The following is a 22628-nucleotide window of genomic DNA, read 5'->3' on the forward strand; positions in this document are numbered from 1 at the left end:
TGAGCGTCTCCCAAAATCCCTGCTGTCTCAATTTTTGATTCGGCAGCAAGGCGGATTTACTTCAATTTCGATTCGGTTTCCAGGATTCATGGGAAAATTATCGTCAACTTACTCCTTGAATCGCCGATAAGAAAGGTGAGATCAGGCGAACCGCCTGACCTTTCCTGCGCAGTCAGTCCGAGGTCAGCTCCCGGGACCGGCATGGACTGGACAACCGAAGCCCCTCGGCTCCCCATAGGTGCACATGCTCCCCCTCGCACTCGCCCTCCTCCTCCAACCGGCCCTGGCGGCTCCCGAGCCCCCCCGCACCGTCCTGGTGGAGCTTCGCCCGGGCCTTTTCATCCTCAACGGCCCCCCCACGTCCGACCTCTACAAGCTGGTCAAGCAGCGCCACATCACGCACGTCATCGACTTCCGCAACGACGCCGAGCTGGGCCCCGAGGGGATCCTGGAGAACGAGCGCATCCAGGAACTGGGCTCGGTCTACATGCGCTATGCCCTTGCCGAGGCGCCGCCGGCCCCGGACTTCGTCTCCATCCGCGCCATCCTCCAGGGACTGCCCGCCGGTTCCCGCGTCCTCGTCCACTGCGCCACCGGCAACCGGGCCGCCGCGGCCATCTGCCCCTGGCTGGTGCTGGACCGCGGCATGACGGCACCCGAGGCCCTGCAGACATGCAGGCAGGCGGGCATGCGAATCACCCGCACGGATGAAGCCGTCCGGAAGTATCTCGGCACGATCTAGTGTAGGCCGCCAGAAGAACAGGTAACACCTTGTCCCCCCCCTTCGCCTCTGGTCCAGTTCAGGGCTTGGTGTTGACGAGTCGCTTGATGCCCCCGTCCTTGAGGGGCCAGTTATGAAAATTGATCAGCAGGCCCACTTCGAAATTTGCAAAGTGGAGGCAACTATTCAGTTGGGCGAAGTCGGCATCCGAAAACTTCGCAATGGCCTTCGCCTCGACGACCACCTTGTGGTCCACCACGATATCCATGATGTAGGCATTCTCGACGCACAATTCCTTGTAGGTGATGTCGAGGTGAACCTCGCGTAGGGCCTCGTGTCCGGCCAACCTGAGTTCATGGGCGAGGCAAGCCTTGTAGGCATTTTCCAGGAGTCCAGGCCCCAGAACTATCTGCACCCTGATGGCAGCGAGGATGATGGCTTCGGTGATATCTCGATGGGGATAGTTGTCGCCCCAATCTTCGCCCCAATGCCGACCCATGACTTCCTCCTTCGGGTCAGGAGTGCGCTCAATCACGCCGGGACGTTCAGGCCAGAATTCTTTCCTCGGTATCCTCGGCCTCCTCGGCGCCTCGGCGATGGGCTTTTCGACGGGTGCTTCGGCGCATGTAATCTTTGCGCCGACTGATACTTGAGAAAGCCATCGCCGAGGCGCCGAGGAGGCCGAGGATACCGAGGAAAAGAAAAAGGCAGGTTCGCCGTCAACCCTTGGCAGAGGCCGTCCGAATGGCCGCGAGGGCCTGCCGTGCTCGTGTCACCTTGGCGAGGATATCGTTCGGGGACGCGGTCCAAACAAATGGTTTCGGAGCGGCATTGTGTCTCGCGATATAGGTGTGGATCGCTGCTTCGAGTTCCGGGACGGATCTGAAAATACCCCTTCGGATGCGGTTCTCCGTGATGTCCCGGAAAAATCGCTCCACCATGTTCAACCACGATGAACTGGTGGGGGTGAAGTGAACGTGGACCCTCGAATGGCCTTTCAACCAGCTTTTGACCGCCGGATGTTTGTGGGTGGCGTAGTTGTCGCAAATGATGTGCAGAGCGAGTCGCTTCGATGTACCCCGCTCAAGCCGCTTGAGGAACTTCAGCCACTCCTCATGGCGATGACGTGGCATCGTGGCCGAGATCACCGTACCATCCAGCGTGTTCATGGCCGCAAAGAGGGTGGTCGTTCCATTGCGCTTGTAGTCGTGCGTCATGGTGCCGCAGCGACCCTTCTTCATCGGTAGGCCAGGCTGAATCCGGTCCAGGGCCTGAATCTGGCTCTTCTCATCTACGCTCAGCACGATGGCATGCTCCGGAGGGTCCAGATACAGGGCCACGATGTCCACCAACTTCTCTTCGAAATGAGGATCGTTGCTTAACTTGAAACCAACGGTGCGGTGCGGCTTGAGGCCATTCTGACGCCAAATGCGTCCCACCGTGCTCTCGCTCACCCCGGTGGCCTGCGCCATGGAGGCCCGGCTCCAGTGCGTGGCATTGACGGGCTGCGTCGTCTTATGGAGCACCTCTTGCCCCTTCAAAGCAATCACCCAAGACTTCCGGCCTCGACCTGGGCGTTCCCTCTCGAGGCCATCGAAGCCCGCTTCCTCCCATCGCTTGAGGCATTGCCAAGCAGTCCGATGATCACAGCCCAAAGCCTGGCCGATGTCACGAAAGGACTCGCCAGAAGCTCGATGAAGAACAATCTTGGCCCGCAGGACGCTGCGCGCAGGCAAGGTCCGGCTCCGCGCCATTTCCTCAAGGCGTCTGAATTGCTCCACAGTTAGATCAACTCGCCCCACTCGCGCCAAAGTTCTCACCTGCCGCTTGGATGCGACGAGCTGTATTGGCGTTACAGGTATTTCTGGCGGCCTACACTAAGACATCCCCCGGCAGAGCCGGGGGGTTTAAAACGTGAGCCGCTCAAAGCGGCTGGTCGGGGTCGCTAACGCGGCCCCGAATCATAGGATGGGCACCTTGGAGGTGCCTGGTCAGCGAAACAGGGACAGTTGCTCAAATCGCTCGTCCTCCTTTTCCTGTTTTCGGATGTATTCGCGCACGACCGTCTCATCTCGGCCCACTGTCGATACGAAGTAGCCGCGCGCCCAGAAGTTCTGGCCTACAAAGTTGCGCTTCCTCTCCCCATACACGCGGGCGAGGTGAATCGCGCTCTTACCCTTGATGAACCCGATCACCTGCGCCACGGCATACTTTGGCGGAATCGAAATCAGAATATGGACGTGATCGGCCATGAGGTGCCCCTCCTCGATCCGGCATTCCTTCTGCGCGGCCAGTTGCCGGAACACCTCACCCAGATGTGGTCGTAACTTCTCGTAGAGCGTCTTTCTTCGACATTTTGGGATAAACACCACGTGGTACTTACACTCCCACCGGGAGTGGCTTAGACTTTCCGACGAGTCCATCTTGGACCTCCTTTCGTGTGCTTGGCGGCTCACAATCGGAGATTCCAGGATGGACTCCCTGAAATGTCAAACTTCTACTGCCACCCCGGCAGAGCCGGGGGGTCTCCTGGTTTTGCTAGCGCAGGCCTTCCACGACCTGTCCGTCCGGTTGCTTTGCCCAATGGATGTCCAGCCATGAGGCCACGGTCGGGGCGATGTCCCAGAGGGGAACGGCAGGCAGTGCGGTCGTCCGGCCGGTGCCCAGGGCCACCAGCCAGGTGTTCATGAGCGGGGTCCCGGCATCGAACCCATGGGCGCCGACCCGGCCGATCTTCTCATTCTCGCCCGCCAGCGGTGACGTGGCGGACGCGATCCAGGTTCCCGCCGGGCCCTCCACGATGAGATCGCCGATGCGCGGGTTGGCGGCCAGGTGGAACTCCGCCGGCAGGTCCGCGCGGCGCCAGGCCTTCAGGCCTGCCGCGGCCAGGGCCCGCATCGCCTCGTCCGACACCGGGGCCTTCAGGTAGGCGTAGGCGCTGCCTCCGTGGGCGATCACCGTGGCGGGCTGGCCCAGCAGGGGCCGGATGTCCATCCGCCGCCCCATGGCCGCCATGCCGTGGTCGGCCAGGAGGAGGATGCGCAGGCCCGGGTGGTCGGCCAGCATCCGCTCCACCCGCGGCGCGATCTCCGCGTCGATCGTCCCGAGCTTGCGCCGCACCTCCGGGCTCGCGGGCCCGTTGTAGTGGCCCTCGGCATCGGTGCCGGACAGGTAGGTCATGACCAGGAGGGCCCCGTCCTGGAGCGCCTTCTCCGTGAAGTCCAGGGCCGCGCTGTCGGGCACGCCGTCCCTGTAGGCCTCGAGTCGCCAGGGGGCGACGCCCTGCCAGGGGGCGTCGCCGCAGGGCCAGCCATAGACGGCCGTGCGAACGCCGCTGCGGGTGGCGGCCACCCACAGCGGCTCCCGCTGGAGGTACGTGGCGCGGGCGGAATGGCCGACCAGCCCCAGTTCGGGATCGATGAATCCGTTGGCCACGATGCCGTGGTGCTCCGGCCAGCAGCCCGTGGCCAGGGTGGCGTGGCCGTTGAAGGTGGTGGCCGGGAAGGGCGGGCGCCCTTCACCCCGCTGGCCTTTCTGGCTGAGCGCCCAGAAGCGGGGCATGGTTTCGGCCGTGAACTGGGTGGCCCCCAGCCCGTCGAAGCTCATGACCAGCACGGGGCCGGCCGCGGAAAGGCCCAGGCAGGCCGCGAGGAGGAGGAAGATGAGTATTTTCATGATTACTAATATACCTCGTCCTCACGTCCGTCAGGCAGGCAGCTCGGTACCCAGGGCGCCCGCGCTCACCGTGCGGTTCCGGCCCTGTCCCTTGGCCTGGTAGAGGGCCTGGTCCGCCAGGGTGATGAGCGCCTCCTGGCTGCGCGTGTGCTCGGGGTAACTCGCCAGGCCGACGCTCATGGTGATGTGCCGCCCCGGGGGAAAGGCCCCTTCCGGCAGTTCGAGCGCCTGGACGATGATCCGCAGGCGCTCCGCCAGGGCCAGCGCGAACGCCGCCCCGGCGTGCGGGAGGAGGATGGCGAACTCCTCGCCCCCGTAGCGGGCCACCACGTCGCCGCTGCGCACATGGGCCTGGAGGCACTGGGCGAACAGGCGCAGCACCTGGTCCCCGCCTTCGTGGCCGAACTCGTCGTTGAAGGCCTTGAAATGGTCGATGTCCATCATGAGCAGCGAGAACGGCAGTCCGTTCCGCTGGCACTGGTCGAAGGTCTTGGGCAGGAACTCGTCCAGGAACCGGCGATTGAACACGCCTGTGAGGCCGTCCCGCAGGGCCCGCTCCCGGGCCAGATCCAGGGCGCGGATGCCCTGGAGGGCCGACGTGGCGGCCCCCACCAGGGCCGTGGCGATGCGGAGGCGCTCCGGGGTCCAGTGCCCCGGGTTCCTCGCCTGCAGGTTCACCAGGCCCAGGATCCGCCCCGAGGCCACCATGGGCAGGCAGGCGTAGGCCCCCCGCTGGGGGACGCCCAGGGGGCAGACGCAGGCCGTGGCGGCATCGCTCGCCAGGCTCACGGGGGTGGTCTGCCGGAAGGCGCGGCAGTGGTCCGCCTCGGCGAGCACCGGGTGGCGGGCCGCCTCCTCCGCGGTCATGGCCGGGAGGGCCGGGACCAGGCCCTGGCCTTCGTCCGGATGCAGGAGGATGCGCTGGGCGCTGGACTGCACCTGGCGCGCCAGGGCCTGGTCGAGGGCCGCCAGCAGGTCGTCCTCCCGGGTCAGGCGCTGCACGAGTTCCTCGAAGGCCCGGGTGGCCAGGGCCTCGTCATGCTCCCGGCGCAGAAGGCTCTCCCGCTCCCGGTTCCGCACATCGAGCTCGAAGAGGGCCCTGCCCAGGATCTCGACCTCCTTGACCGGCTGGTTTTCGCCGGGCTCCGAATAGCCGTCGCCGGCTCTCGCCTGCTCGGCCAGGTCGGCCAGGGGCACCGACACCCTCAGCAGGAGCCAGCGGGCAAAGAACAGCGCGGTGATGAAGAGCCCGGTCTCCGTGGAGTAGCCCAGCCAGCGGGCGTAGGCCAGGGTGCCCTCGATGCCCTGGAACCGCTCCTCGTCCCTGGCGTCCAGGAGCCGGGTGAGCTGGGCGCTGGCCGCCTTCACGGCGCCGAAGGCGCGGTTCTCCTGGGTCAGGGCGCCTTGGAGGTCCTTCAGGGGGCCCTGGAGGCGCTGCCGGATGAGGGGGACGGCCGCCTTGTCCTGCCACTGGGTGATGAGGAACGCCAGGCGGTCCATCTGCCCCCGGTCCGCGGGGCCCGCGTTCTCGGGCAGGTTCCCGCGCAGGGCCCGGAGGGGCTCTTCCGAATTCCGTCCCCCCGTGGCGTAGGCCTCCAGGTAGGCCTGGTCGCCGCTCCCCAGGAAGCTCCGCAGATCGGCCTCCTGCTCCAGGAGCACCACCAGGAGCTCCTGCTGGGCCCGGTACCGCACCAGCGACCGCCCCTGGGCATTCACCTCCTCCACCAGCTGGGGGTGGACGAAGTTCCGCAACTCCAGGGAAACCAAGAGGAAGGCCAAGCCCAGGGAACCCAGGCCCAGGAACAGGTAGGTGCGAAGGGAACGGGTCCGTCGGGAAAACAGCAAAATCGGCTCCAAGTGATGAAGCGTACTCGGTTGCCAATTTATCGGTGCGGACGGGCCCGATATTGAGAATTCAGGCCGCCGGCCCGTCGCAACTCACCTGGAGATCCCGGATCAACCCGTCCCCCAGGTCATAGATCCAGCCGTGAAGGGTCACCTGGTGGCCCCGCTCCCAGGCGCCGAGCAGGACCGGCAGGCGGCGGAGGGTGGCCACCTGGGCGATGACATTGAGCTCGCAGAGCCGCCGCAGGCGCGCGGCGTCATCCGGCAGGGCGGCCAGGTCGGAGGCGTGGGCCCGCCTCAGGCGGCGCAGGTGCTGGATCCAGCCTTCCAGGGGCTCCCGGGCGGGGGGGCCGAAGGCTGCCTGGACGCCGCCGCAGCCGTAGTGGCCGGTGACCATGACGTGGGAGACGCCCAGCTCCTCCACAGCGAACTGAAGCACCGCCTGGCAGTTGGGGTCCTCCGGCAGCACCAGGTTGGCGATGTTCCGGTGCACGAACAGCTCTCCGGGCGCCAGGCCGACGATCTCGTTGGCGGGCACCCGGCTGTCCGCGCACCCGATCCACAGGTGCTCGGGCGCGTGGAGCGCGCAGAGCCGGGAGAAGAAGGCCGGGTCCCGCGCCACCTGCTCGCGGGCCCACCTGCGGTTGTTCTCGAACAGGGCTGGAAGGAAGCGCATGGACGGTCCTCGACCTCACGGTAGGCCAGGTGGAGGTCCCGGGGCAAGCTTCAGTTGTCGCCCGCCCGTACAGGAACCCGGCCGCCCGAGATCGCGTTCAGGAGGCGCCCCAGCGGAAGCAGCGTAAGTCCATAAACGAAGCGGTACATGGGGCTGCGCTGGCGGCGGTCGAACAGGGTCTTGCGGCGTTCGGGGGCGCTGCCGCCGATGCGGGGGGTATGCCTGTGGCGACGGCTCATTGGAACTCCAGTAGGCGAACGGATGGAGAGAAGCTTAACGGAAGGTACCCGGGCCGGGCCACGGATTATTCACGGCGCGCCGGCGTTCATGACCTTTCCGGTTGTACACTTGCTGAAATTCCAAGCCTGACAGCCGCACAGACAATCGTTATGCTGGGTGCAGGGCCCGACGATCTGTCCGATGACGAACCGGTGGCCCTCGCTCACCAAATGGATATCGACCATGACGCAACCTGAGGACTTCCTGGGCAACGGCACCGACCTGCACTGCCCGTGCATCCAGGACCGCAAGGTGCTGGTGATCGACGACAGCCGCATGGCGCGGCTGCAGCTCACCGCCATGGTGCGCAAGCTGGGCCCGGCCCAGGTGACCGAGGCCGCCGACGGCATCGAGGCCCTGGGCATCCTGGCGGAGGAACCGGACTTCCACCTGATCCTCTGCGACCTGCAGATGCCCCGCATGGACGGCGTGGCCCTGATCGGGCGGATCGCCGGCCTGGGGCTGACCCCTCAGCTCGTGATCACCAGCGGGCTGGAGACCGGCATCATCGAGACCGTTCGCCACATGTCCCGGAGCTACGGTTTCCCCTGCGTCGGGGTCCTGTCCAAGCCGGCCACCCTGCAGGACCTGGTGAACCTCCTGGCGTCCCAGGACTTCACGGAGGGCCTGGCCGCCTCGGGCCCCCGGGCCCCCGGCCACGAGACCCTGCCCCTGCAGGACATCCGGACCGGCATGCGCAACCAGGAATTCGAGTGCTACTTCCAGCCGCAGGTGTCCATGCAGGACAACCGGATGAAGGGCGTGGAGGCGCTGATCCGCTGGCAGCATCCCGAGCTGGGCCTGCTGCGCCCCGGCCGCTTTCTTCCCCAGCTGGAAGAGTCCCCGGAGGCCATGTCCGAGCTGACCCTCCAGATCCTCCAGAACATCGCCGCCAAGCGGGCCCAATGGCAGAAGGACGGCATCGATCCGGACTTCTCCGTGAACCTGTCGGCGTCCTCCCTGAGCACCGAGGGGTTCGCGGACCGGATCTTCGACGCGGTCTCGGCCCACTCCCTCGAACCGGAGAAGATGGTGCTGGAGGTGACGGAATCGGCCAGCACCGCCAACCTGGGCCACTCCCTCTCGAACCTGGCCCGCCTGCGCATGCGCGGCTTCCGCCTGAGCATCGACGACTTCGGCACCGGCTACGCCACCTATGAGCAGCTCGAGCGCATCCCCTTCACCGAACTCAAGATCGACATGTCCGTGACCCGGGAGCTGGGGAAGTCCAAGAAGCACGCCATCCTGGCCAAGAGCCTCCTCCGGCTGGCCCGCGACCTGCGGCTGCACACCGTCGCCGAGGGCATCGAGACCCAGGAGGGCTGGAACGTCCTCAAGAGCCTGGGCTGCAACTGCGGCCAGGGCTACTTCCTGGCGCGGCCCATGCCGGCGGGCCAGCTGCCCGAGTGGAGCCGCCAGGAGCGCCCCCACCTGGATACCTTCCAGCCCGGCCATGACCGGCGCGCCGTCCCCCGCGCCTGACCGTGGCACACTGAGGATACGGACGCACGAGCGCCCGGGAATGGAGCGCCCCATGGTCCGATGGTTGACTGCCCTAGCCCTGCTGGGACTGGCCTGCGCCCGTCCCCATCCCGAGATCGATCCTTACGTGGGCAAGGGGATCCAGGCCTTCCTGTCGCACAGCGCCCTCCGGCCCAGCCTGGTCCGGCAGGAAGCCGATGGCGCGACCTATGTCTTCGAGATCGTGGACGTGGCCTCGGCCCCCGTCCCGCCCGCGGCTCCCGCCGCGCCGCAGAACATCGAGAACCGGCCCGCCCCCATCCAGATGGGCCCGGGCAACGGCTTCATCCATGCGTTCGAGGGACCCCGGGTCGCCCCCGGCACGCCGGCGCCTGTGGCCCTGCGGCAGGCGCCGCAGTCCCGGACGCGCTACCTGAACGTCCGGACGGGCCCGGACGGGGTCATCCGGTCCTACACCTTCAGGAAATCCCTCAATTGACCCGGATCCGGACGCCCCGCATGTCGGTGGAAGGGACCACCCCGCCGAAGAAGAAGTTCACGCACTTCCTGCAGATCACGTTGGCGTACCGTCCGGCCGCCTTCCTCCGGCGCTCGGCGATCCAGCCGCTGCCGGGGTTGATGAGGAAGCACCAGTTGCAGCGCACGGTCTCGGAGGATGTTCGCTTCTCGTTCATGGCAGTCTCACCTGGCGGATCGGAATCCTACAAACGGTCCCGAAAAACAGAAACCCCCGTGGCCGGGGGCTGACTCAGCGGGCGGGGGCCCGCGTCGGATGGAGCACGGGTAGTATCGGCCCCTGAGGTGCCGTGTCAACCCGGCAGGATCAGCCCGCCACCCCGTCCACCAGGTCGATGTCCAGCTCCAGGGCGCCATCCGCCGCGGGACGCGTCATGGGCGCGAACGGCGGCCCCCACAGCACCTCTTCGGCGGTGTAGGACGTGCGCTGGTAGATGGTCTGGGAGAACGTGTCATCGAAGGCCTTCACCAGGACAATGAATTCCGCATTAATTTTTCGCAGGGCGGCATCGTCCATGCCGGCGAGGGGACTGGCGTCATCGATGGGGTGCACCACCGTCCAGTTGGCGGGGAACAGGTTGATGCGGCTCCGCTCGAGCGCGAGGGTGTGGAAGCGCCGCGTGCCGGTCTCCGGGTCCAGCCGCGAGAGGACCACGGTCGCCTCCACCTCGATGAGCTGGTTGCTGCGCTTGTTCACGAACCGGAACATGAAGCCGCTGCCGCCGCGGTAGGGGGCCACCAGGGCATGCCGGCTGAAGCGGATCTGGGCGTGGGGGCGGGAGAAGCGGCCGTAGAGCAGCCCGGTGGCCAGGGCGAAGCTCAGGAGCCCCAGCAGGGACTCCAGGGCCGCCACGGCGCTGGCCAGGTGGCTCTGCGGGCTGATGTGCCCGTAACCCACGGTGGTCAGGGTCTGGGCGCTGAAGAAGAAGGCGTCCAGCAGCCTGTCCACGAATCCGCTCCCCCCGGGCCGTATGAAGTGCTCCATGCCCACCGCCAGGTAGACGCCGGCGAACACCAGGTTGGTGAGCAGGTAGCCCAGGAAGAGCAGGGCCAGGAACCGGGCGCCCCCCATGGTGATGAGCCGATGGTACAGCTCGTAGGGGCGGAACCAGGGCAGGCCCACCCGGCGCACGTTGATGCTGCCGTCCTTGTTCATCCACCGCCGGGCGCCGGACCGCAGGCCCAGGCCCAGGTCGTCGCCAGGCGGGAGCTTGTCGAAAGCGGAGGGGGCGGTCATGGGGCCCCAGGCTACCACTTCCCGCCGCTGCGTGGCCAAATGGTCCTGTTTTGATCACATAGCCCTGCGCCGCAGAAAAGGGACCGGAGGCCTCCGCACTGCTACCCTGGGTGTTCGCATCTCCCGTCACCGTTGCAGGAAGGCGCATTGGATGAACACCCCGGAAGAACTCGATCAATCCAGGACCCAGGATGAGGCCCTCCGCCGTCTGGAGGAGGTCCGCCGCCAGGCGCGCCGGGACCTGGAGGCCGATCCCGCCCGGTCCGCCGCCTTCGGCGAGCAGGTCCCCAAGCTGCGCCTCAACGGCATGCAAGGCCGCAACCACAACCCCAAGGCCGTGACCCGGACCCTCGCCTCGGCGGGCGAGGAGGGCCGGTGGCTCCTGGCCCTCCTGGGCCCCGGCGACGGCCTCGCGAAGGTGGTCATGGAGTTCCTGCCCCACTTCGACCTGGCCCCGGAGCGGCGCTTCCTGGCGGCCCTGGCCTGCGCGGGGGAGGAGCCGGGCAAGACCCTGGAGTTGCTGGACCACGCGGCCCTCGGATCGCTGGAGGATACCCTCGCGGTCGTCCTGGCGGCCCTGGCCGGCCAGCCGGCCCTGGACTTCGAGGAGCAGAAGAAGATCGAGATCCTCTACCATTCCGGGGGAGACGAGGGCGCCCAGGACCTCCAGCGGCGCTTCGAACAGGCCCGCTCCCGCTTCCAGGTCCACGTGAAGCACCACCACCTGCGGCTCGTCCCCGAAGCCGTGCGCCAGGACCCGGGCGCCTACGCCCAGGTGCTCCGGTCCCTCCTCCAGGCCGACCCCTACGGCACCCTGGAGTGCCTGCGCGACCCGGACCTGGCCCCGCCCTTCCGCGACATCCCCCAGGCCACCCGGCTTGAGCTGCTGGACGCCGCCGCCGCCTTCGGCCTGGGCTTCGCCTCGAACTACCTGGACCTCTTCGGGGTGCAGGACACCCCGGAGACCCGCGCGCGCCTGCAGGCCGTCTTCGCCCAGGACCTCACCGCCGGCTCCAGCATCTACGGGGCCTATGCCCTGGAGGGCATCCAGAACTATCCCTTCGGCCTGGGCAAGATCGAGCCCGTGTTCCCCCGGCGCATCTCCAACGCCGAGGCCCTGGCCTACCTGAAGAAGGACGACCCCGGCAGCGTCCTGCCCAGGACCTACAACGCCGTCGAGGTGGGCAACGCCGTGAACCTGCTCCAGGAGCGCGAGGTGCTCCGGTTCCTGGAGATGCTCAAGGCCGACATCTTCCTGGGGTGGAAGGCGCAGTATTCCGAGAACAAGCGCGCCGTGGTCTTCGGGGACCTGGACCTCAAGATCCGCAACATCCTGTTTCTCATCGCCCACGCCACCTTCCGGGACAACGCCTACTTCGACGACCTCCTGGCCTTCATCGCCGCCACCCACCCGTCCACCGCGGGCAACGACGCCCAGCTGCACCTCCTGGCCAACCGCCACTTCTTCCTGGACGTCCTGGGCATCAACCCCGGCCTGCTCTTCAACAGCCCCCAGCGGGGCGCCGCGGCCCTGAAGGCCCCCATCGAGGAGGTGAAGAACTTCCGCATCCTCTACATGCTCCACGTGGCCATGTCCATCCACCTGCACGTGGGCGACACCCTGTTCCGCAACGTCCCCATCGCCTGGAACATCCTCCAGAAGCAGGGCGACGGCCTCCTGGACACCGCCATGCAGGAGGTGCTGGGGTTCTTCGACACGATGGACACCCTGCTGGTCCTGGGCGGGCCCGTGGTGCCGGACCTGCGGAGCTGGCTCCCCAGGATCACCGACGCCCTCTCCCAGGCCCTGCCCGAGGTGCCCCTGGAGCCCGCGGAGCCCGGCCGGAAGCCCGCCCTGCGCCTGCTCACGCGGGAGTCCGTGGCCCGCCACCGGGACCTCCTGAACGCCTACTGCCTCCAGGTGCTGCGCGAAGGCGCCTCCCGCGCGGGCGTGGGCGTGACCAACGCCATCCAGAACCTCCGCCTGCCCCGCACCAAGACCGACAAGCTCTTCGCGCTGCTGGAGGAGGACAGGAAGCGTTAGGAGCCCGGCCAGGTATTCGTCCGTGTCCCGGACTTGCGGGCCACCCTCCTAGCGCAGATCCAGCAGGAGCCTTCCCATGGTCTTCTTCACCGAGTCCCGGTGGATGGTGAAGATGGCGCTGATCTGGTAGTTCACCTCCACGTAGGTGATCCCCGCGGCCTCCGGATCCGGGACGCCGTTGTGCGGCCTGCAGTGCGCGTCCGTGCCCTCCGCCAGCTGGGCGCGGCACACCAGGGGCCGCACCGGCCAGATCGCGCAGGCCCGGTCCGGGCCGAGGAACACGCAGGACCGGTCCGCATCGGGCTGGTCGTCCCAGGTGGTGGCGCCGGTGTGGTCGCCGGCGGCGTCGAAGTCCACGTAGCGCAGCTGCCGCTCGATCCTGGCGTAGTCGATGGGGATGCCGTGCTCCCTGCAGTGGGCATCGATCTCCCGGGCCTCCTCGCCGGTGCAGTACACCAGCTGGCGGCAGCAGTTGGCGCAGCCCTTGTGGCAGAACGGGGCCGGATAGGCGAACCGCGCGTCCCGCGCGAGCAGGGTCCGGATGGTGTCGTCCACCCGCGCCTGGGCCGCGCGGGCGCGGTCCCCGCCGCCGGCGGCGTAGGGCGCCGCGGCGCGCTTGAGTTCCTCCCAGAAGACGTCCGCCCCGGCCTCCGCAAGTTCGTCGTAGAGGTTCCCGTAGAACAGCATGTCGCCGTCCCTCATGACATGGTCCTCGACCCATCTGCGGGGGTCCTCCATCGCGCCTCCCTGGCCAGGGTATCCGGAATCCCCGGCGGATGCCCCGCTGCGGGCGCATCCGGATCCGGGGCGTACCGCGCGTCACACCCCTACTTCCGCTCGTAGACGGCCGTCGCCTTCTCGTCCTCCTTGCCGGGCACCCAGAACGTGAAGGTCAGCGACTTCCCGTCCGCCGCCAGTCCGAGGGTCCCCAGGGTCATCACCTTGCCCCCCATCCGGGACTCGAAGCTGAACGTGCCGGCGTCCACCACCCTCCAGGCGTCCGTCGTGCCCTTGGCGACGGTCGGCCCCATCACCGGGATGGCCGTCCCGTCCGTGGGACCCTCCTCGGTCATCTGGTACTCGGGCATCTCGAACCGGATCCTGCCCGGGGCCGGAACCGCCACGATGAGGGTCGCGGTGCTGGGCACGCTCTTGACGTTCTTCCACTTGCCCGGGAGGCCGGGCCCTCCCGACACCCGCTCGTACACTTCGGAGGACTCCACCTTGGAGCCGTCGGGGCGGAATTCCGTGTAGGAGCTGGACAGGAGCTTCCCGTCGCCGGAAACCGAGGTGAGGCCCTTCTGGATCACCTTGCCGCCGAAGGTCCACTCCCGGTTCCAGGCGTTCTCCCCGACCCGGGTCCACGTCACCTGATTGCCCCAGGGCGTGGCGCAGGGCTTCCCGTCCAGGGTGAAGTCGAACTCGGCGGTGCTGCCGTTGGAGAAGTGGATGCCACCCCCCGGGGTGGCCTGGTAGGTGAAGGTGTCGCCCGTGAAGACGCTGCGGGCCGGGTTCAGAACCCAGGTGCCGTCGAAGGGACTGGCGGCGAAGCAGGATCCGGCCGCGAGGACGGCCACGGCGAAGGTACGGAATTTCATGGGGAACTCCTTGGAAAAGAAGGGTTGGGAAATCCCCGGTGGGCCTGCACGCGTCCGCATGTTATTTCTGGTTGAAGGTGCGGATGGATGCGCCCTTCGGGACCGGTGCGACGAAGCGGACAGAATTAGACGATCATCCCCGCATCAAGTCAAGTGCCGGCCCGCGGAATCAACTATGCTAGTGGCAATCCAATAACCAACCCCAATGGATGCGGCATTCCGCCCCTTCCCCGGTCCCCCATGAACCCCAAAGACCTCCTCCAGTGCGGTGACGAACGCCGGAAAGCCCGGGATTACCAGGCGGCCGTGCCCTACTACGCGCGGGCGCTGGAGCTCGCCCCGGCCAACCGGCGCGCCCATCTCTCCCTGGCGGACGCCTACCGCGGCCTGGGCGAGACGGGGAAGGTCATCGAGATCCTGGAGCACTACCTGGTGACCAGCCCCGTGGACGCGGAAGCCCACTGCCGCCTGGCCGACGCCCACAAGAAGTCCCGCCACCGCGAGCTGGCCGTGGCCCACTACCGGCGGGCCCTGGCCCTGGAACCCCGGAACCGCTTCGCCCTCATGGGCCTGGGGGACCTCCACCACAAGGCCGACGAGCCCGCCGAGGCGCTGGCCTGCTGGGAGCCCCTGCTGGAGCTGAATCCCGCCCAGGTGAACGTCCAGACCCTGGTGGGCAACATCCACCGCAAGGCGCAGGCCTTCGACCGCGCCGCCGCCTGCTACCGCCTCGCGCTGGCCCATGATCCGGGCAACACCTTCGCCATCTTCGGCCTGGCCGACAGCCTGCGCGGCCTGGGCCGCTTCGAGGAGGCCCGGCCGTTCTGGGAGGAGCTCCTGCGCCGGGACCCCAGCCAGCAGGTGCTGACCCGGGCCGGGGACTGCTTCCTGCGCCTGGGCCTCCTGGACCGGGCCCAGGAGATGTTCGAGCGGAGCCTGGTCTCCGGGTTCGACAAGGCCACCCTCATGGGCCTGGCCAAGGTCCAGCGCCTGGGCGGCGAGTACGACGTCGCCCACCAGATCTACCGCCAGATCCTGGAGCGCCATCCCGGGGATCCCCGGACCCTCGCCCTCCAGGCGGAAACGGTCGCCGAACAGACGGCAGCCTCCTAGCCATGTTCCGGGACCATTACGAGGAGACCTACGCCCTGCGCGCGGCCGCCTATGACCGCCTCGTCGCCTGCGAGGACGAGGCCGGTTCGCTCCTGCCCGCCCTGGAGGCCGTCGCCCCCTGCCGGGGCGCGCGCATCGTGGAATGCGGCGCCGGCACCGGCCGCCTCACCCGCCTCCTGGCCCCCCATGCCGCCGCCCTCCGCGCCTTCGACGCCAGCCCCGCCATGCTGGAGGTGGCGCGGCCGGGCCTGGCCCCCTTCCCCGCCGTGGCGCTGGCCGTGGCCGGGCACGGCCGCCTCCCGGTCGAGGACGGCTGGGCCGACCTCGCCCTGGAGGGCTGGGCCTTCGGCCACGCCGTGGCCTGGCACCCCGCAGACTGGCCGGAGCGCACCGGGCAGTGGGTGGGCGAGCTGTTCCGGGTCCTGCGCCCCGGCGGCGCCGCCGTCCTCCTGGAGACCCTCGGCACCGGCACCCCATCCCCCGGGGCGCCCGGCGAAGGCCTGGCCGCCCTCTACGCCCACTGGGAGGCCATGGGGTTCCAGCGCCGGGTCCTGCGCACCGACTTCCGCTTCAGCTCCCTGGAGGAGGCCCGGACCCTGACCCGGGGGTTCTTCCGCAAGGACTTCGACTTCGAGGACCGGGACGGGGTGGTGCTGCCGGAGTGGACGGGCCTCTGGTGGAAGCGCAAACCCGTGGAAGGGGCCCCGCCTGCCTGACGCCGAAGTCATGTGACCTCCATACCGTGCGGACGGACAGTGAACCATGACCGGAAAAATCACGATTCCTACCCCACCCGCAAGCGATCCCTCCGGCATCCAAGGACGGGGAACTGGGCAAGGGCCCGGCCCCACTCCAAGGAGGACCCATGAAAGGCCAGGTTCGACCCATCCCCAAGGGCTACCACACCGTGACCCCCTACCTGGTGGTGCATGACGCATCCCAGGCCATCGCCTTCTACAAGAAGGCCTTCGGAGCGACGGAGAAATTCCGCATGGACGGGCCGGGCAACACCATCGCCCATGCCGAGATCCAGATCGGCGATTCCCGGGTCATGCTCGCCGACGAGGTCCCGTCGATGAACGCCCTATCCGCCAAGACCATCGGCGCCACGCCGGTGACCCTCATGGTCTACGTGGAGGACGTGGATGCGGTGTTCAAGACGGCCCTCAAGGCCGGGGCCACCCAGACCCGCAAGGTGGAGGACATGTTCTACGGCGACCGGACCGGCTCCCTGACGGACCCCTTCGGCCATGTCTGGCACATCGCCACCCACAAGGAGGACCTGACGCCGGAGGAGATCCAGCACCGGATGATGGCCGCCCACTGACCGGTGCGGAATGCGGCATGGCGACGGCGCGGCCATCGGGCTAGGGTAAAAGGATGGATATCGCTGGCCGCTCCCTCGCCCTGCTCCTGGTCACCGCCTCCCTCTGCGGGCAGGTCCCGCTGGACAGGATGGAGCTGCCGAACCGGATCCTGGCCGAGGAGATCCTCCGGAAGCCCCAGTTCTCCTTCCAGACGACCACCCCCCCGGTGGACGTGCGGGTGTCGACCATGGAGAAGCTGTTCGACCACCCGCGGCTGGCGGCGGCCATGTGGCGGGAGTGCCAGTTCGCGCCCCGGCTCTTCGCCTTCCCCCTGCCCTCCAGCGGCCTGATCGTGGACGACACCCGGGGGCTCAAGGGAACCCTGACCCTCGCCTACCGGGAGCCCGGCAAGCGGGTCTACCTCATCGACGGGCGGGTGGAGCGCTGGCGCATGGGCAACCCCTTCGCCGTGGGCGCGAAGATGGTGGTGATCTACTCCTACTGGCGCGGCCCCAAGGGCTTCCAGAGCCGCCTGCAGACCTGGACGGCCCTGGACAGCGCCCTCCTGGGAACCCTCACCCGCCCCTTCAAGAAGTACATCCAGCACCGCCAGGAGGAGTTCATGGGCTACATCCTGGCCAACATGTCCCACGGCGGCGAATTCGCGGAGCACAGCTACGAGGACTTCCTCGGTCCCATCCGCCGGGAGGGGGACCCGGAGGCGGTGCGGGACTACCTGGAGGTCTTCGGCAAGCGCAGGTGAAGGCCGGCATCGAAGGCCCGCAGCGCGTCCAGGAACATCGCCGGCTCGTCCCACATGACCCAGTGCCTGGCCTTGGGGAAGGCCACGGTCCGGAAGTCGGGCAGGTCCTGGAAACCGAAGAAGGCCAGCGCCGCCTTGCGCCGGGCGGGGTCCGGGTCCTCGGTCCCGGCCTTGAAGTGCGCCACCGGCAGCTTCAGGCTCCCCTGGCGTCCCTTCAGGGAATCCACGGTCATGCCCCGCAGGTAGGCCTGGATCGCCGGCACCGGCACCTGGAGCGCCTCCGCCAGCACCCGCGCGCCCTGGGCCTCCCCTGACGTCATGGGCTTGAAGAACGACTGGAGGGCGCCCCGGGGGTCCGCCTCCAGGGCCTTGACCGCCCCATCGAAAAAGCCCGCCGGCACCACCCCCAGGAAACTGTCCACGAGCACCAGGCCCCGGAAGGCCCCGGGGTCCCGCAGCACCGCCAGCGCCGACAGGGGCCCGCCCATGGAGTGGCCCACGATGAGGCAGGGCTCCAGCTGCTCCCGGCGCACCAGGGCGGCCAGTTCCCCGGCGATCGGCTCGAAGGCCGCCGCCCCGTCCACGACGGCCGGCCCGTCGGATCCTGAGCTGCCCGGCAGGTCCACCCGCACCACGGTGTGATCCTTGGCCAGGGCCCAGGCCACCTCGGCCCACACCTCCCGGTTCCCGCCCAGCCCGTGCACCAGCAGGACGCCAGGCCCCTTGCCTTCCCGCACGAACGAAGGCACCGAGGCGAGAAGGCCCGTTGCCAGGACCAGGGGGAGAAGGGACCGAAGGCGCATGGGGAACTCCGCTTTGGTCACCAGGGTATCCGGCAAACGGGCCAGCAACATTCCGTCCGAGAACCGCCCGTGCGCCCGAAGGCTGTTCTGTATTGACGAATTCAACAAGAAACGTATCTTTGCAAAGCTAAATTTGCACCAGAAGGGTTCCCTTGCAGGTCCACCGAGCCAACCATCCAGGACCCTTGCCATGTTGAACATCCCGAAAATTTCTGGACATCCCCTGGAGGAGGTCCCCTTTTCGTGGGCCGCGATCGGACCGTTGTTCGAACCCGGAGATGCCGATGCGCTCCTCGCCTCCTTCCCCACGGATCATTTCAAGGACATCGCGGGCTACGACGGCGAGAAGGGCTATCGGTACCGCGCCCGCTCCCTGGTTCACATGGGCCGGAAAGGTCCTTCCCATGCGGCCAGCCTGAGCCCGGCTTGGCGCGGCCTGGCCGGGGATATTCTCTCACCCGCATACCGCCAGGCGATGATGCACCTGACTGGGCTGGATCTCAGGGCCGCGGTGATGGAGGCCAATATCACGGACTATGGGCCTGGGGCCTGGCTGGGGCCGCACCTTGACCTGCCCGCGAAGCTGGTGACCCATGTGCTCTACTTCAACCGGGCCTGGACCCCCGAGGATGGGGGAGGCCTTCGCATCCTGCGCTCGCCCCTGGAAACCGACGTGTTCCAGGAAATCGTCCCGGTCGTGGGCAATTCCGCGGTACTGGTGCGTTCCGATGCATCCTGGCATTCGGTGCCCCGGGTGTCCTGCGACCACCGCCGCGCCGTGAACGTGATCTTCCATTCGCCGGGTTCCGCCAGTTCGATGTGGACGCCGCCGGAGGTCCGGCGTTCCACCGGCGAGATGGCCCCTCTGGCCTTCGTGGCCGAGCTTGTGCGGGCGGTGAAGCGGCGCGTGGAGGGTTTGCCATGATCCGCATCGCCCAGGTCGGCACATTCGATGTGGATAACCTGGGCGACCTGCTGTTTCCCGTGGTATTCAGCCGGATCCTCGCGGAAGTGGGCAGCGAATGGGGAATGCCCATCGAGTGCTCGTTCTTCAGTCCCCAGGGACTCCCGGAGGGTACCCTGTACCGCGACCAGATCGGCACCCTGCCCCTCGGCGACCTGGACCGGCTGGATTCGGAAAACCCCTTCGATCTGATCTTCATCGGGGGCGGTGACATCGTGCGGGATGACGACAGCTCCCTGGCTGCCATCTACGGACCGAACGGCTCCAACCTGGGGTTCTCGCACTTGATGTCGCCGACACGACGCCCGGATCCCCGGCTCGTGCTCCTGATGGCGGGCGTTCCCTTCGCCCTGGAGGCCGATTTCAGGGCCTACCTTGCCAACAGCTTCTCCCGGCTCCGCCTTGCCGCGGTGCGGGACCGCGTGTCGGCCAGGCGGCTCTCCGCCCTGGTTCCGGCAAACCTCCGGGTGCTTCCCGACCTGGTGCGTGGCTTGGCCCACATCCATTCCCGGACGGAGCTTCTCGGCCGGAAGGATTCGCTTGTCCCCCCGAACCTGGCGGAGTCGGGGTACCTGTGCTTCCAGACCAACGCGGCGCCGGGTGCGGATGTAGGGACGATCGGGCAGGCGCTCCTGCAGCTGGAGCAGAGGACGGGCCTCCCGGTGGTGCTGATGGAGATGGGCAGGACCGGCGGCGAGGGCATGGTCCTGACCCGATTGGAAAAGCGTTTCCATTTCAGGTACGCCCGCCAGGGGACCGGCCTCGGATCTGTGTTGCAGAGGGTCGCGGCCATCGCCGGGTCCCGGGGATTTCTCGGATCCAGCCTGCATGGGGCCATCCTGGCCCACACCTACGGGGTGCCGCATTTCTCCTACGCGGGAGGATCCCTGGACAAGATCAGGGGCTTTTATGAATGTTGCGGAACGGGCCTCTGCTTCCCGGATTTCCATGCCTTCGAGGGGCAGCTGCCCGCCATCGCCGAGCGCATCTGCGGTTCCCCGGTCCCGGACGCCCCCGGCCCCTCGGATGATTATTCGGCCATTAAGGGTTTCATCCTCGAAGCGCTTTCCTCGGTCCGGGACGGGAAACCTCCTCCCGCCCCCTACGTCAGGCAGGTGGACAAGGATTATCAGCGGTCCCATACCCGGCGGCAATGGCGCCTGGACGCGCGGATTACCCGGTTGCGCTTCCCCGCCCTGGCCATCCGGCATCCCCGGATCCACCTCGCCGTGATCCGCGCCATCAAACTCGCCTGGTGGAGCGTCTCCTTCCAGCTCCTGGCCCGGTACCGGCAACGCCGGGATGCAAACCACTCGGTGATCCATGAAAGCGCCCTGGTCACCCCCTTGCCGTGGCTGGGCGGAACGGACCGTCCCGCTCCGTCGATCGCCGTGGTCTGCCACCTGTACTACGACACCCTGGCCGATGAGATCCGGACCTACCTGCTGCACATCCCTTTCGGCTTCGATCTGTTCATCACGACCGACACCGAGGTGAAGCGCCGGAGTATCGAAAAGGCCTTCCTGGACTGGAACCAGGGCCGGATCGAGGTGAGGCTCGCCGAGAACCGCGGGCGCGATATCGCGCCGATGCTCATCACGTGTGCGGACGTCTTCGACCGTTATGAATTTTTCCTTCACATCCACGGCAAGCGGTCACCCTACGGCAAGCCCTACACGCATTGGCGGAAATACCTCCTGGACACGCTCGTGGGATCCGCGGGGATCGTTTCCAGCGTATTCGAGATATTCCATGAATTGCCGAACGTCGGGATGATCGGACCCCAGAACCCGAAATGGATCCGACCCCAGCCTACCCTGACCTCGGATTACGACTTGGCGGTGCAGTTTCACCGCCGGATCGGCCTGGAACTGGACTTCCGGCGCCGGATCGAATTTCCGGCCGGATCCATGTTCTGGGGCCGGTCCCTGTCCCTGCGCAAGCTTCTGGACGCGGGCCTCACCCTGACGGACTTCGCACCGGAACTGGGCCAGACCGGTGAAACCCTCGCCCATCTGATCGAACACCTGTTCTTCCGGATCTGTGAAGGCTCGGGCTATTCCTGGTTGAAGATCGCCCATCCGCTGCAGAGCGGGGAGAACCGGGAGCTGGTGAGGTTGACCCGGCGGGAGGAGATGCAGTTCCTGCTACTTCCCGGTTGACGCCGCATCCCGCGCCTCCTGGCGCATCATCCGGGCGATTTCCGCATAGGCCGCCAGGGTCCGCGCGAGACGCCCCAGGAGGGACCCCGTGACCACCGCCAGGGTACCGCCCAGGTACGGCCCGAGCAGGCAGGCGCTGACCGGGAACACCACCAGCCCGGCCAGGACGCCCCGGCCATAGGGCCACGACCGCCCCGTGGCGAACAGCGTGTTCAAGGGCAACGAGCCGGCCTTGATCACGGAGAACCAGAGGCAGACCTTCATGATCGGGATCCCGTCCACGTAGCGGGGGATCGCCAGGGGCACCAGGTGGGGCAGCAGGGACGAGCCCAGGAGGACCAGGGGCACCATGACGACCGTCAGTCCGATCGCGAACGGCAGGGACCCGGCATAGGCGAGCCTGACACTGCCGTCACGCGCATAGGCCGCAACGACGCGGGGGGTCATGGCCTGGTTGACCGCCTGGGGAACGATGAGCATGCCTTCCCGCAGAACCGAGGCCACGGCGAACAGGCCGAGCCCGCCCGCCCCGCCCAGCCAGAAGATCAGGACGCTCTCGGTCGCCATCCAGACGGTGGTGTAGAGTGCGTTCCAGAAACTGTAGGGAAGGCCCATTCCCACCACTTCCTCCAGGGCGGCCCGGCCGAGCCGGAGCGGCACCTTCAGGGGGCGGAACCGGTGGTAGAGCCAGATTCCGGCCATGGCGGGGAGCGCAGCCCGGATGCAGAGGCCGTAGATGCCCGTGAACGGCAGGATGAAGACCAGTCCGAACCCCATCGCCGCCTGAAGGAACTGGATCCGAGCCATGGCCACGAACTGGTGGGTCGCACGGTAGGTCGCGTTAAGGTAGCCCCCGTAATAGACGTTCCAGCAGAGAACGGCCTGGGACGTCCACCCCGCCAGGGCGATGAAGTCATTCCGGAGAAGGGCCATGAAGGCGAACACCAGGAAAACGAAGGAAGCCAGGCCCGAAACACCGGCGTTCCACGCGCCGGCGACCGAGGCCGCAGCCTCGGCCTTGTCCTGCCTGTCCGTTCCGGCGTAAAAGGGGATCTGGCGCCCGATACCGTCGAACGTGCCCAGCTGAAGGAAGGTGAGATACATGATCGGAAGGGTGAAGACCCGGAACAGGCCGGTCTCCTCGGGTCCGAGGAAGCGCGCCACCAGCAGGCCGCCCAGCGCCCCCAGAAGCGAGGTGGAGATGCTGCCCCCGGAGAGCGCGGCCACGGACCCGAAGAGCTCCCCATGGCCCATGAACGCGGCCCTGCCCTGGGCCAGCCACCCGCCTGCGCCCTTGGCCAGGGCCGCCCGCCAACCCTCAGGCCCCTCGCCGCGAGGTAGGCTCGGAGGGGCGGACGGTGAGCGCATGCCTCATCGTCGGCATCGAGGCGGCCATGTCAAGCGGGACGCGCGCACCAGGACCAGGCCTGGCGATGCCCTCCG

General features: G+C 67.5%; 23 protein-coding genes. 10 read left to right on the forward strand and 13 right to left on the reverse strand.

Translation table 11 applies throughout. The features are described from left to right. Nucleotides 1–244 precede the first annotated feature (244 nt). Nucleotides 245–742, forward strand: a complete 498-nt coding sequence (locus ACZ5MC_RS13380; RefSeq protein WP_306601002.1) for a protein-tyrosine phosphatase family protein — start codon at nt 245–247, stop codon at nt 740–742. A gap of 58 nt (nt 743–800) precedes the next feature. Here ACZ5MC_RS13380 and ACZ5MC_RS13385 read toward each other — a convergent pair whose 3' ends face one another. The 7 genes from ACZ5MC_RS13385 to ACZ5MC_RS13415 form a co-directional block, all read right to left on the reverse strand. Further along, entirely contained in the window at nt 801–1220 is a 420-nt protein-coding gene (locus ACZ5MC_RS13385) for a GxxExxY protein (RefSeq protein WP_306598196.1), read from the reverse strand. A 220-nt stretch (nt 1221–1440) separates the two neighbouring features. Next, on the reverse strand, nt 1441–2475 hold the full coding sequence (locus ACZ5MC_RS13390; protein ID WP_464516011.1) for an IS630 family transposase: 1035 nt from the start codon (nt 2473–2475) through the stop codon (nt 1441–1443). 237 nt (nt 2476–2712) lie between these two features. Next, nucleotides 2713–3144 carry an IS200/IS605 family transposase gene (gene tnpA / locus ACZ5MC_RS13395; RefSeq protein ID WP_306600627.1) on the reverse strand — a complete coding sequence of 144 codons (432 nt, stop codon included), beginning with the start codon at nt 3142–3144 and terminating at the stop codon, nt 2713–2715. 115 nt (nt 3145–3259) lie between these two features. Continuing rightward, a complete protein-coding gene (locus ACZ5MC_RS13400) occupies nt 3260–4396 on the reverse strand; it encodes an alkaline phosphatase family protein (protein ID WP_464516012.1) in 1137 nt (378 codons plus the stop codon). 30 nt (nt 4397–4426) lie between these two features. Continuing rightward, nucleotides 4427–6241, reverse strand: a complete 1815-nt coding sequence (locus ACZ5MC_RS13405) for a sensor domain-containing diguanylate cyclase (RefSeq protein WP_464516013.1) — start codon at nt 6239–6241, stop codon at nt 4427–4429. Nucleotides 6242–6311: 70 nt separating this feature from the next. Further along, nucleotides 6312–6917 (reverse strand): carbonic anhydrase, encoded by a 606-nt coding sequence (locus ACZ5MC_RS13410; protein ID WP_306601006.1) that lies wholly within the window; start codon nt 6915–6917, stop codon nt 6312–6314. A gap of 50 nt (nt 6918–6967) precedes the next feature. After that, entirely contained in the window at nt 6968–7156 is a 189-nt protein-coding gene (locus tag ACZ5MC_RS13415) for a hypothetical protein (protein WP_464516014.1), read from the reverse strand. A gap of 223 nt (nt 7157–7379) precedes the next feature. Here ACZ5MC_RS13415 and ACZ5MC_RS13420 point away from each other — a divergent pair, with 223 nt between their 5' ends. Then, nucleotides 7380–8678: an EAL domain-containing response regulator gene (locus ACZ5MC_RS13420; protein ID WP_306601008.1), complete on the forward strand. Its 1299-nt coding sequence runs from the start codon at nt 7380–7382 to the stop codon at nt 8676–8678. Between the two features lie 52 nt (nt 8679–8730). Beyond that, on the forward strand, nt 8731–9156 hold the full coding sequence (locus ACZ5MC_RS13425) for a hypothetical protein (RefSeq protein WP_306601009.1): 426 nt from the start codon (nt 8731–8733) through the stop codon (nt 9154–9156). On the opposite strand, the gene ACZ5MC_RS13430 is transcribed toward ACZ5MC_RS13425, so the two are convergent. Together ACZ5MC_RS13430 and ACZ5MC_RS13435 are read right to left on the reverse strand one after the other, a co-directional pair. Beyond that, nucleotides 9149–9352, reverse strand: coding sequence for a hypothetical protein (locus ACZ5MC_RS13430; protein ID WP_306601010.1), 204 nt, complete (start codon nt 9350–9352; stop codon nt 9149–9151). The genes ACZ5MC_RS13425 and ACZ5MC_RS13430 overlap by 8 nt on opposite strands. A 149-nt stretch (nt 9353–9501) precedes the next feature. Continuing rightward, entirely contained in the window at nt 9502–10431 is a 930-nt protein-coding gene (locus ACZ5MC_RS13435) for an ion channel (RefSeq protein WP_464516015.1), read from the reverse strand. Nucleotides 10432–10582: 151 nt separating this feature from the next. Between ACZ5MC_RS13435 and ACZ5MC_RS13440 the strand changes: the two genes are divergently transcribed. Continuing rightward, nucleotides 10583–12475: a hypothetical protein gene (locus ACZ5MC_RS13440; protein ID WP_464516016.1), complete on the forward strand. Its 1893-nt coding sequence runs from the start codon at nt 10583–10585 to the stop codon at nt 12473–12475. A 48-nt stretch (nt 12476–12523) separates the two neighbouring features. On the opposite strand, the gene ACZ5MC_RS13445 is transcribed toward ACZ5MC_RS13440, so the two are convergent. After that, nucleotides 12524–13213 (reverse strand): YkgJ family cysteine cluster protein, encoded by a 690-nt coding sequence (locus ACZ5MC_RS13445; protein ID WP_464516017.1) that lies wholly within the window; start codon nt 13211–13213, stop codon nt 12524–12526. Nucleotides 13214–13302: 89 nt separating this feature from the next. Beyond that, complete coding sequence (locus ACZ5MC_RS13450; protein ID WP_464516018.1) at nt 13303–14073, reverse strand: hypothetical protein; 771 nt, start codon at nt 14071–14073, stop codon at nt 13303–13305. Between the two features lie 240 nt (nt 14074–14313). Between ACZ5MC_RS13450 and ACZ5MC_RS13455 the strand changes: the two genes are divergently transcribed. The 4 genes from ACZ5MC_RS13455 (at nt 14314) to ACZ5MC_RS13470 (ending at nt 17256) form a co-directional block, all read left to right on the forward strand. Further along, complete coding sequence (locus ACZ5MC_RS13455; protein WP_306601015.1) at nt 14314–15186, forward strand: tetratricopeptide repeat protein; 873 nt, start codon at nt 14314–14316, stop codon at nt 15184–15186. Between the two features lie 2 nt (nt 15187–15188). After that, on the forward strand, nt 15189–15902 hold the full coding sequence (locus ACZ5MC_RS13460) for a class I SAM-dependent methyltransferase (RefSeq protein ID WP_464516019.1): 714 nt from the start codon (nt 15189–15191) through the stop codon (nt 15900–15902). Between the two features lie 149 nt (nt 15903–16051). Continuing rightward, entirely contained in the window at nt 16052–16513 is a 462-nt protein-coding gene (locus ACZ5MC_RS13465; protein WP_306601017.1) for a VOC family protein, read from the forward strand. Nucleotides 16514–16566: 53 nt separating this feature from the next. Then, nucleotides 16567–17256 (forward strand): hypothetical protein, encoded by a 690-nt coding sequence (locus tag ACZ5MC_RS13470; protein WP_306601018.1) that lies wholly within the window; start codon nt 16567–16569, stop codon nt 17254–17256. Here the strand turns inward: ACZ5MC_RS13470 and ACZ5MC_RS13475 are convergent. Then, complete coding sequence (locus ACZ5MC_RS13475; RefSeq protein WP_464516020.1) at nt 17226–18059, reverse strand: alpha/beta fold hydrolase; 834 nt, start codon at nt 18057–18059, stop codon at nt 17226–17228. The genes ACZ5MC_RS13470 and ACZ5MC_RS13475 overlap by 31 nt on opposite strands. On the opposite strand from ACZ5MC_RS13475, the gene ACZ5MC_RS13480 reads away from it, so the two are divergent. Next, nucleotides 18058–18984 carry a 2OG-Fe(II) oxygenase gene (locus ACZ5MC_RS13480; RefSeq protein WP_464516021.1) on the forward strand — a complete coding sequence of 309 codons (927 nt, stop codon included), beginning with the start codon at nt 18058–18060 and terminating at the stop codon, nt 18982–18984. The two genes, ACZ5MC_RS13475 and ACZ5MC_RS13480, sit on opposite strands and share 2 nt — an antisense overlap. Continuing rightward, nucleotides 18981–21185: a rhamnan synthesis F family protein gene (locus ACZ5MC_RS13485; protein WP_464516022.1), complete on the forward strand. Its 2205-nt coding sequence runs from the start codon at nt 18981–18983 to the stop codon at nt 21183–21185. The genes ACZ5MC_RS13480 and ACZ5MC_RS13485 overlap by 4 nt, the downstream gene beginning before the upstream one ends. Here the strand turns inward: ACZ5MC_RS13485 and ACZ5MC_RS13490 are convergent. Next, nucleotides 21171–22553 (reverse strand): lipopolysaccharide biosynthesis protein, encoded by a 1383-nt coding sequence (locus ACZ5MC_RS13490; protein ID WP_464516023.1) that lies wholly within the window; start codon nt 22551–22553, stop codon nt 21171–21173. The two genes, ACZ5MC_RS13485 and ACZ5MC_RS13490, sit on opposite strands and share 15 nt — an antisense overlap. Nucleotides 22554–22628 lie beyond the last annotated feature (75 nt).

The sequence above is a fragment of the Mesoterricola sp. JemC181 genome (assembly GCF_055384585.1).

What these genes read in the sequence shown, in the direction of transcription:
- ACZ5MC_RS13430 (WP_306601010.1), bottom strand. Translation starts at nt 9,352, where the DNA reads ATGAACGAGAAGCGAACATCCTCCGAGACCGTGCGCTGCAACTGGTGC.
- ACZ5MC_RS13450 (WP_464516018.1), bottom strand. Translation starts at nt 14,073, where the DNA reads ATGAAATTCCGTACCTTCGCCGTGGCCGTCCTCGCGGCCGGATCCTGC.
- ACZ5MC_RS13490 (WP_464516023.1), bottom strand. Translation starts at nt 22,553, where the DNA reads ATGCGCTCACCGTCCGCCCCTCCGAGCCTACCTCGCGGCGAGGGGCCT.
- ACZ5MC_RS13400 (WP_464516012.1), bottom strand. Translation starts at nt 4,396, where the DNA reads ATGAAAATACTCATCTTCCTCCTCCTCGCGGCCTGCCTGGGCCTTTCC.
- ACZ5MC_RS13415 (WP_464516014.1), bottom strand. Translation starts at nt 7,156, where the DNA reads ATGAGCCGTCGCCACAGGCATACCCCCCGCATCGGCGGCAGCGCCCCC.
- ACZ5MC_RS13445 (WP_464516017.1), bottom strand. Translation starts at nt 13,213, where the DNA reads ATGGAGGACCCCCGCAGATGGGTCGAGGACCATGTCATGAGGGACGGC.
- ACZ5MC_RS13470 (WP_306601018.1), top strand. Translation starts at nt 16,567, where the DNA reads ATGGATATCGCTGGCCGCTCCCTCGCCCTGCTCCTGGTCACCGCCTCC.
- ACZ5MC_RS13425 (WP_306601009.1), top strand. Translation starts at nt 8,731, where the DNA reads ATGGTCCGATGGTTGACTGCCCTAGCCCTGCTGGGACTGGCCTGCGCC.
- ACZ5MC_RS13410 (WP_306601006.1), bottom strand. Translation starts at nt 6,917, where the DNA reads ATGCGCTTCCTTCCAGCCCTGTTCGAGAACAACCGCAGGTGGGCCCGC.
- tnpA (WP_306600627.1), bottom strand. Translation starts at nt 3,144, where the DNA reads ATGGACTCGTCGGAAAGTCTAAGCCACTCCCGGTGGGAGTGTAAGTAC.
- ACZ5MC_RS13460 (WP_464516019.1), top strand. Translation starts at nt 15,189, where the DNA reads ATGTTCCGGGACCATTACGAGGAGACCTACGCCCTGCGCGCGGCCGCC.
- ACZ5MC_RS13465 (WP_306601017.1), top strand. Translation starts at nt 16,052, where the DNA reads ATGAAAGGCCAGGTTCGACCCATCCCCAAGGGCTACCACACCGTGACC.
- ACZ5MC_RS13385 (WP_306598196.1), bottom strand. Translation starts at nt 1,220, where the DNA reads ATGGGTCGGCATTGGGGCGAAGATTGGGGCGACAACTATCCCCATCGA.
- ACZ5MC_RS13435 (WP_464516015.1), bottom strand. Translation starts at nt 10,431, where the DNA reads ATGACCGCCCCCTCCGCTTTCGACAAGCTCCCGCCTGGCGACGACCTG.
- ACZ5MC_RS13420 (WP_306601008.1), top strand. Translation starts at nt 7,380, where the DNA reads ATGACGCAACCTGAGGACTTCCTGGGCAACGGCACCGACCTGCACTGC.
- ACZ5MC_RS13475 (WP_464516020.1), bottom strand. Translation starts at nt 18,059, where the DNA reads ATGCGCCTTCGGTCCCTTCTCCCCCTGGTCCTGGCAACGGGCCTTCTC.
- ACZ5MC_RS13440 (WP_464516016.1), top strand. Translation starts at nt 10,583, where the DNA reads ATGAACACCCCGGAAGAACTCGATCAATCCAGGACCCAGGATGAGGCC.
- ACZ5MC_RS13390 (WP_464516011.1), bottom strand. Translation starts at nt 2,475, where the DNA reads ATGGCGCGGAGCCGGACCTTGCCTGCGCGCAGCGTCCTGCGGGCCAAG.
- ACZ5MC_RS13480 (WP_464516021.1), top strand. Translation starts at nt 18,058, where the DNA reads ATGGGGAACTCCGCTTTGGTCACCAGGGTATCCGGCAAACGGGCCAGC.
- ACZ5MC_RS13485 (WP_464516022.1), top strand. Translation starts at nt 18,981, where the DNA reads ATGATCCGCATCGCCCAGGTCGGCACATTCGATGTGGATAACCTGGGC.
- ACZ5MC_RS13380 (WP_306601002.1), top strand. Translation starts at nt 245, where the DNA reads ATGCTCCCCCTCGCACTCGCCCTCCTCCTCCAACCGGCCCTGGCGGCT.
- ACZ5MC_RS13455 (WP_306601015.1), top strand. Translation starts at nt 14,314, where the DNA reads ATGAACCCCAAAGACCTCCTCCAGTGCGGTGACGAACGCCGGAAAGCC.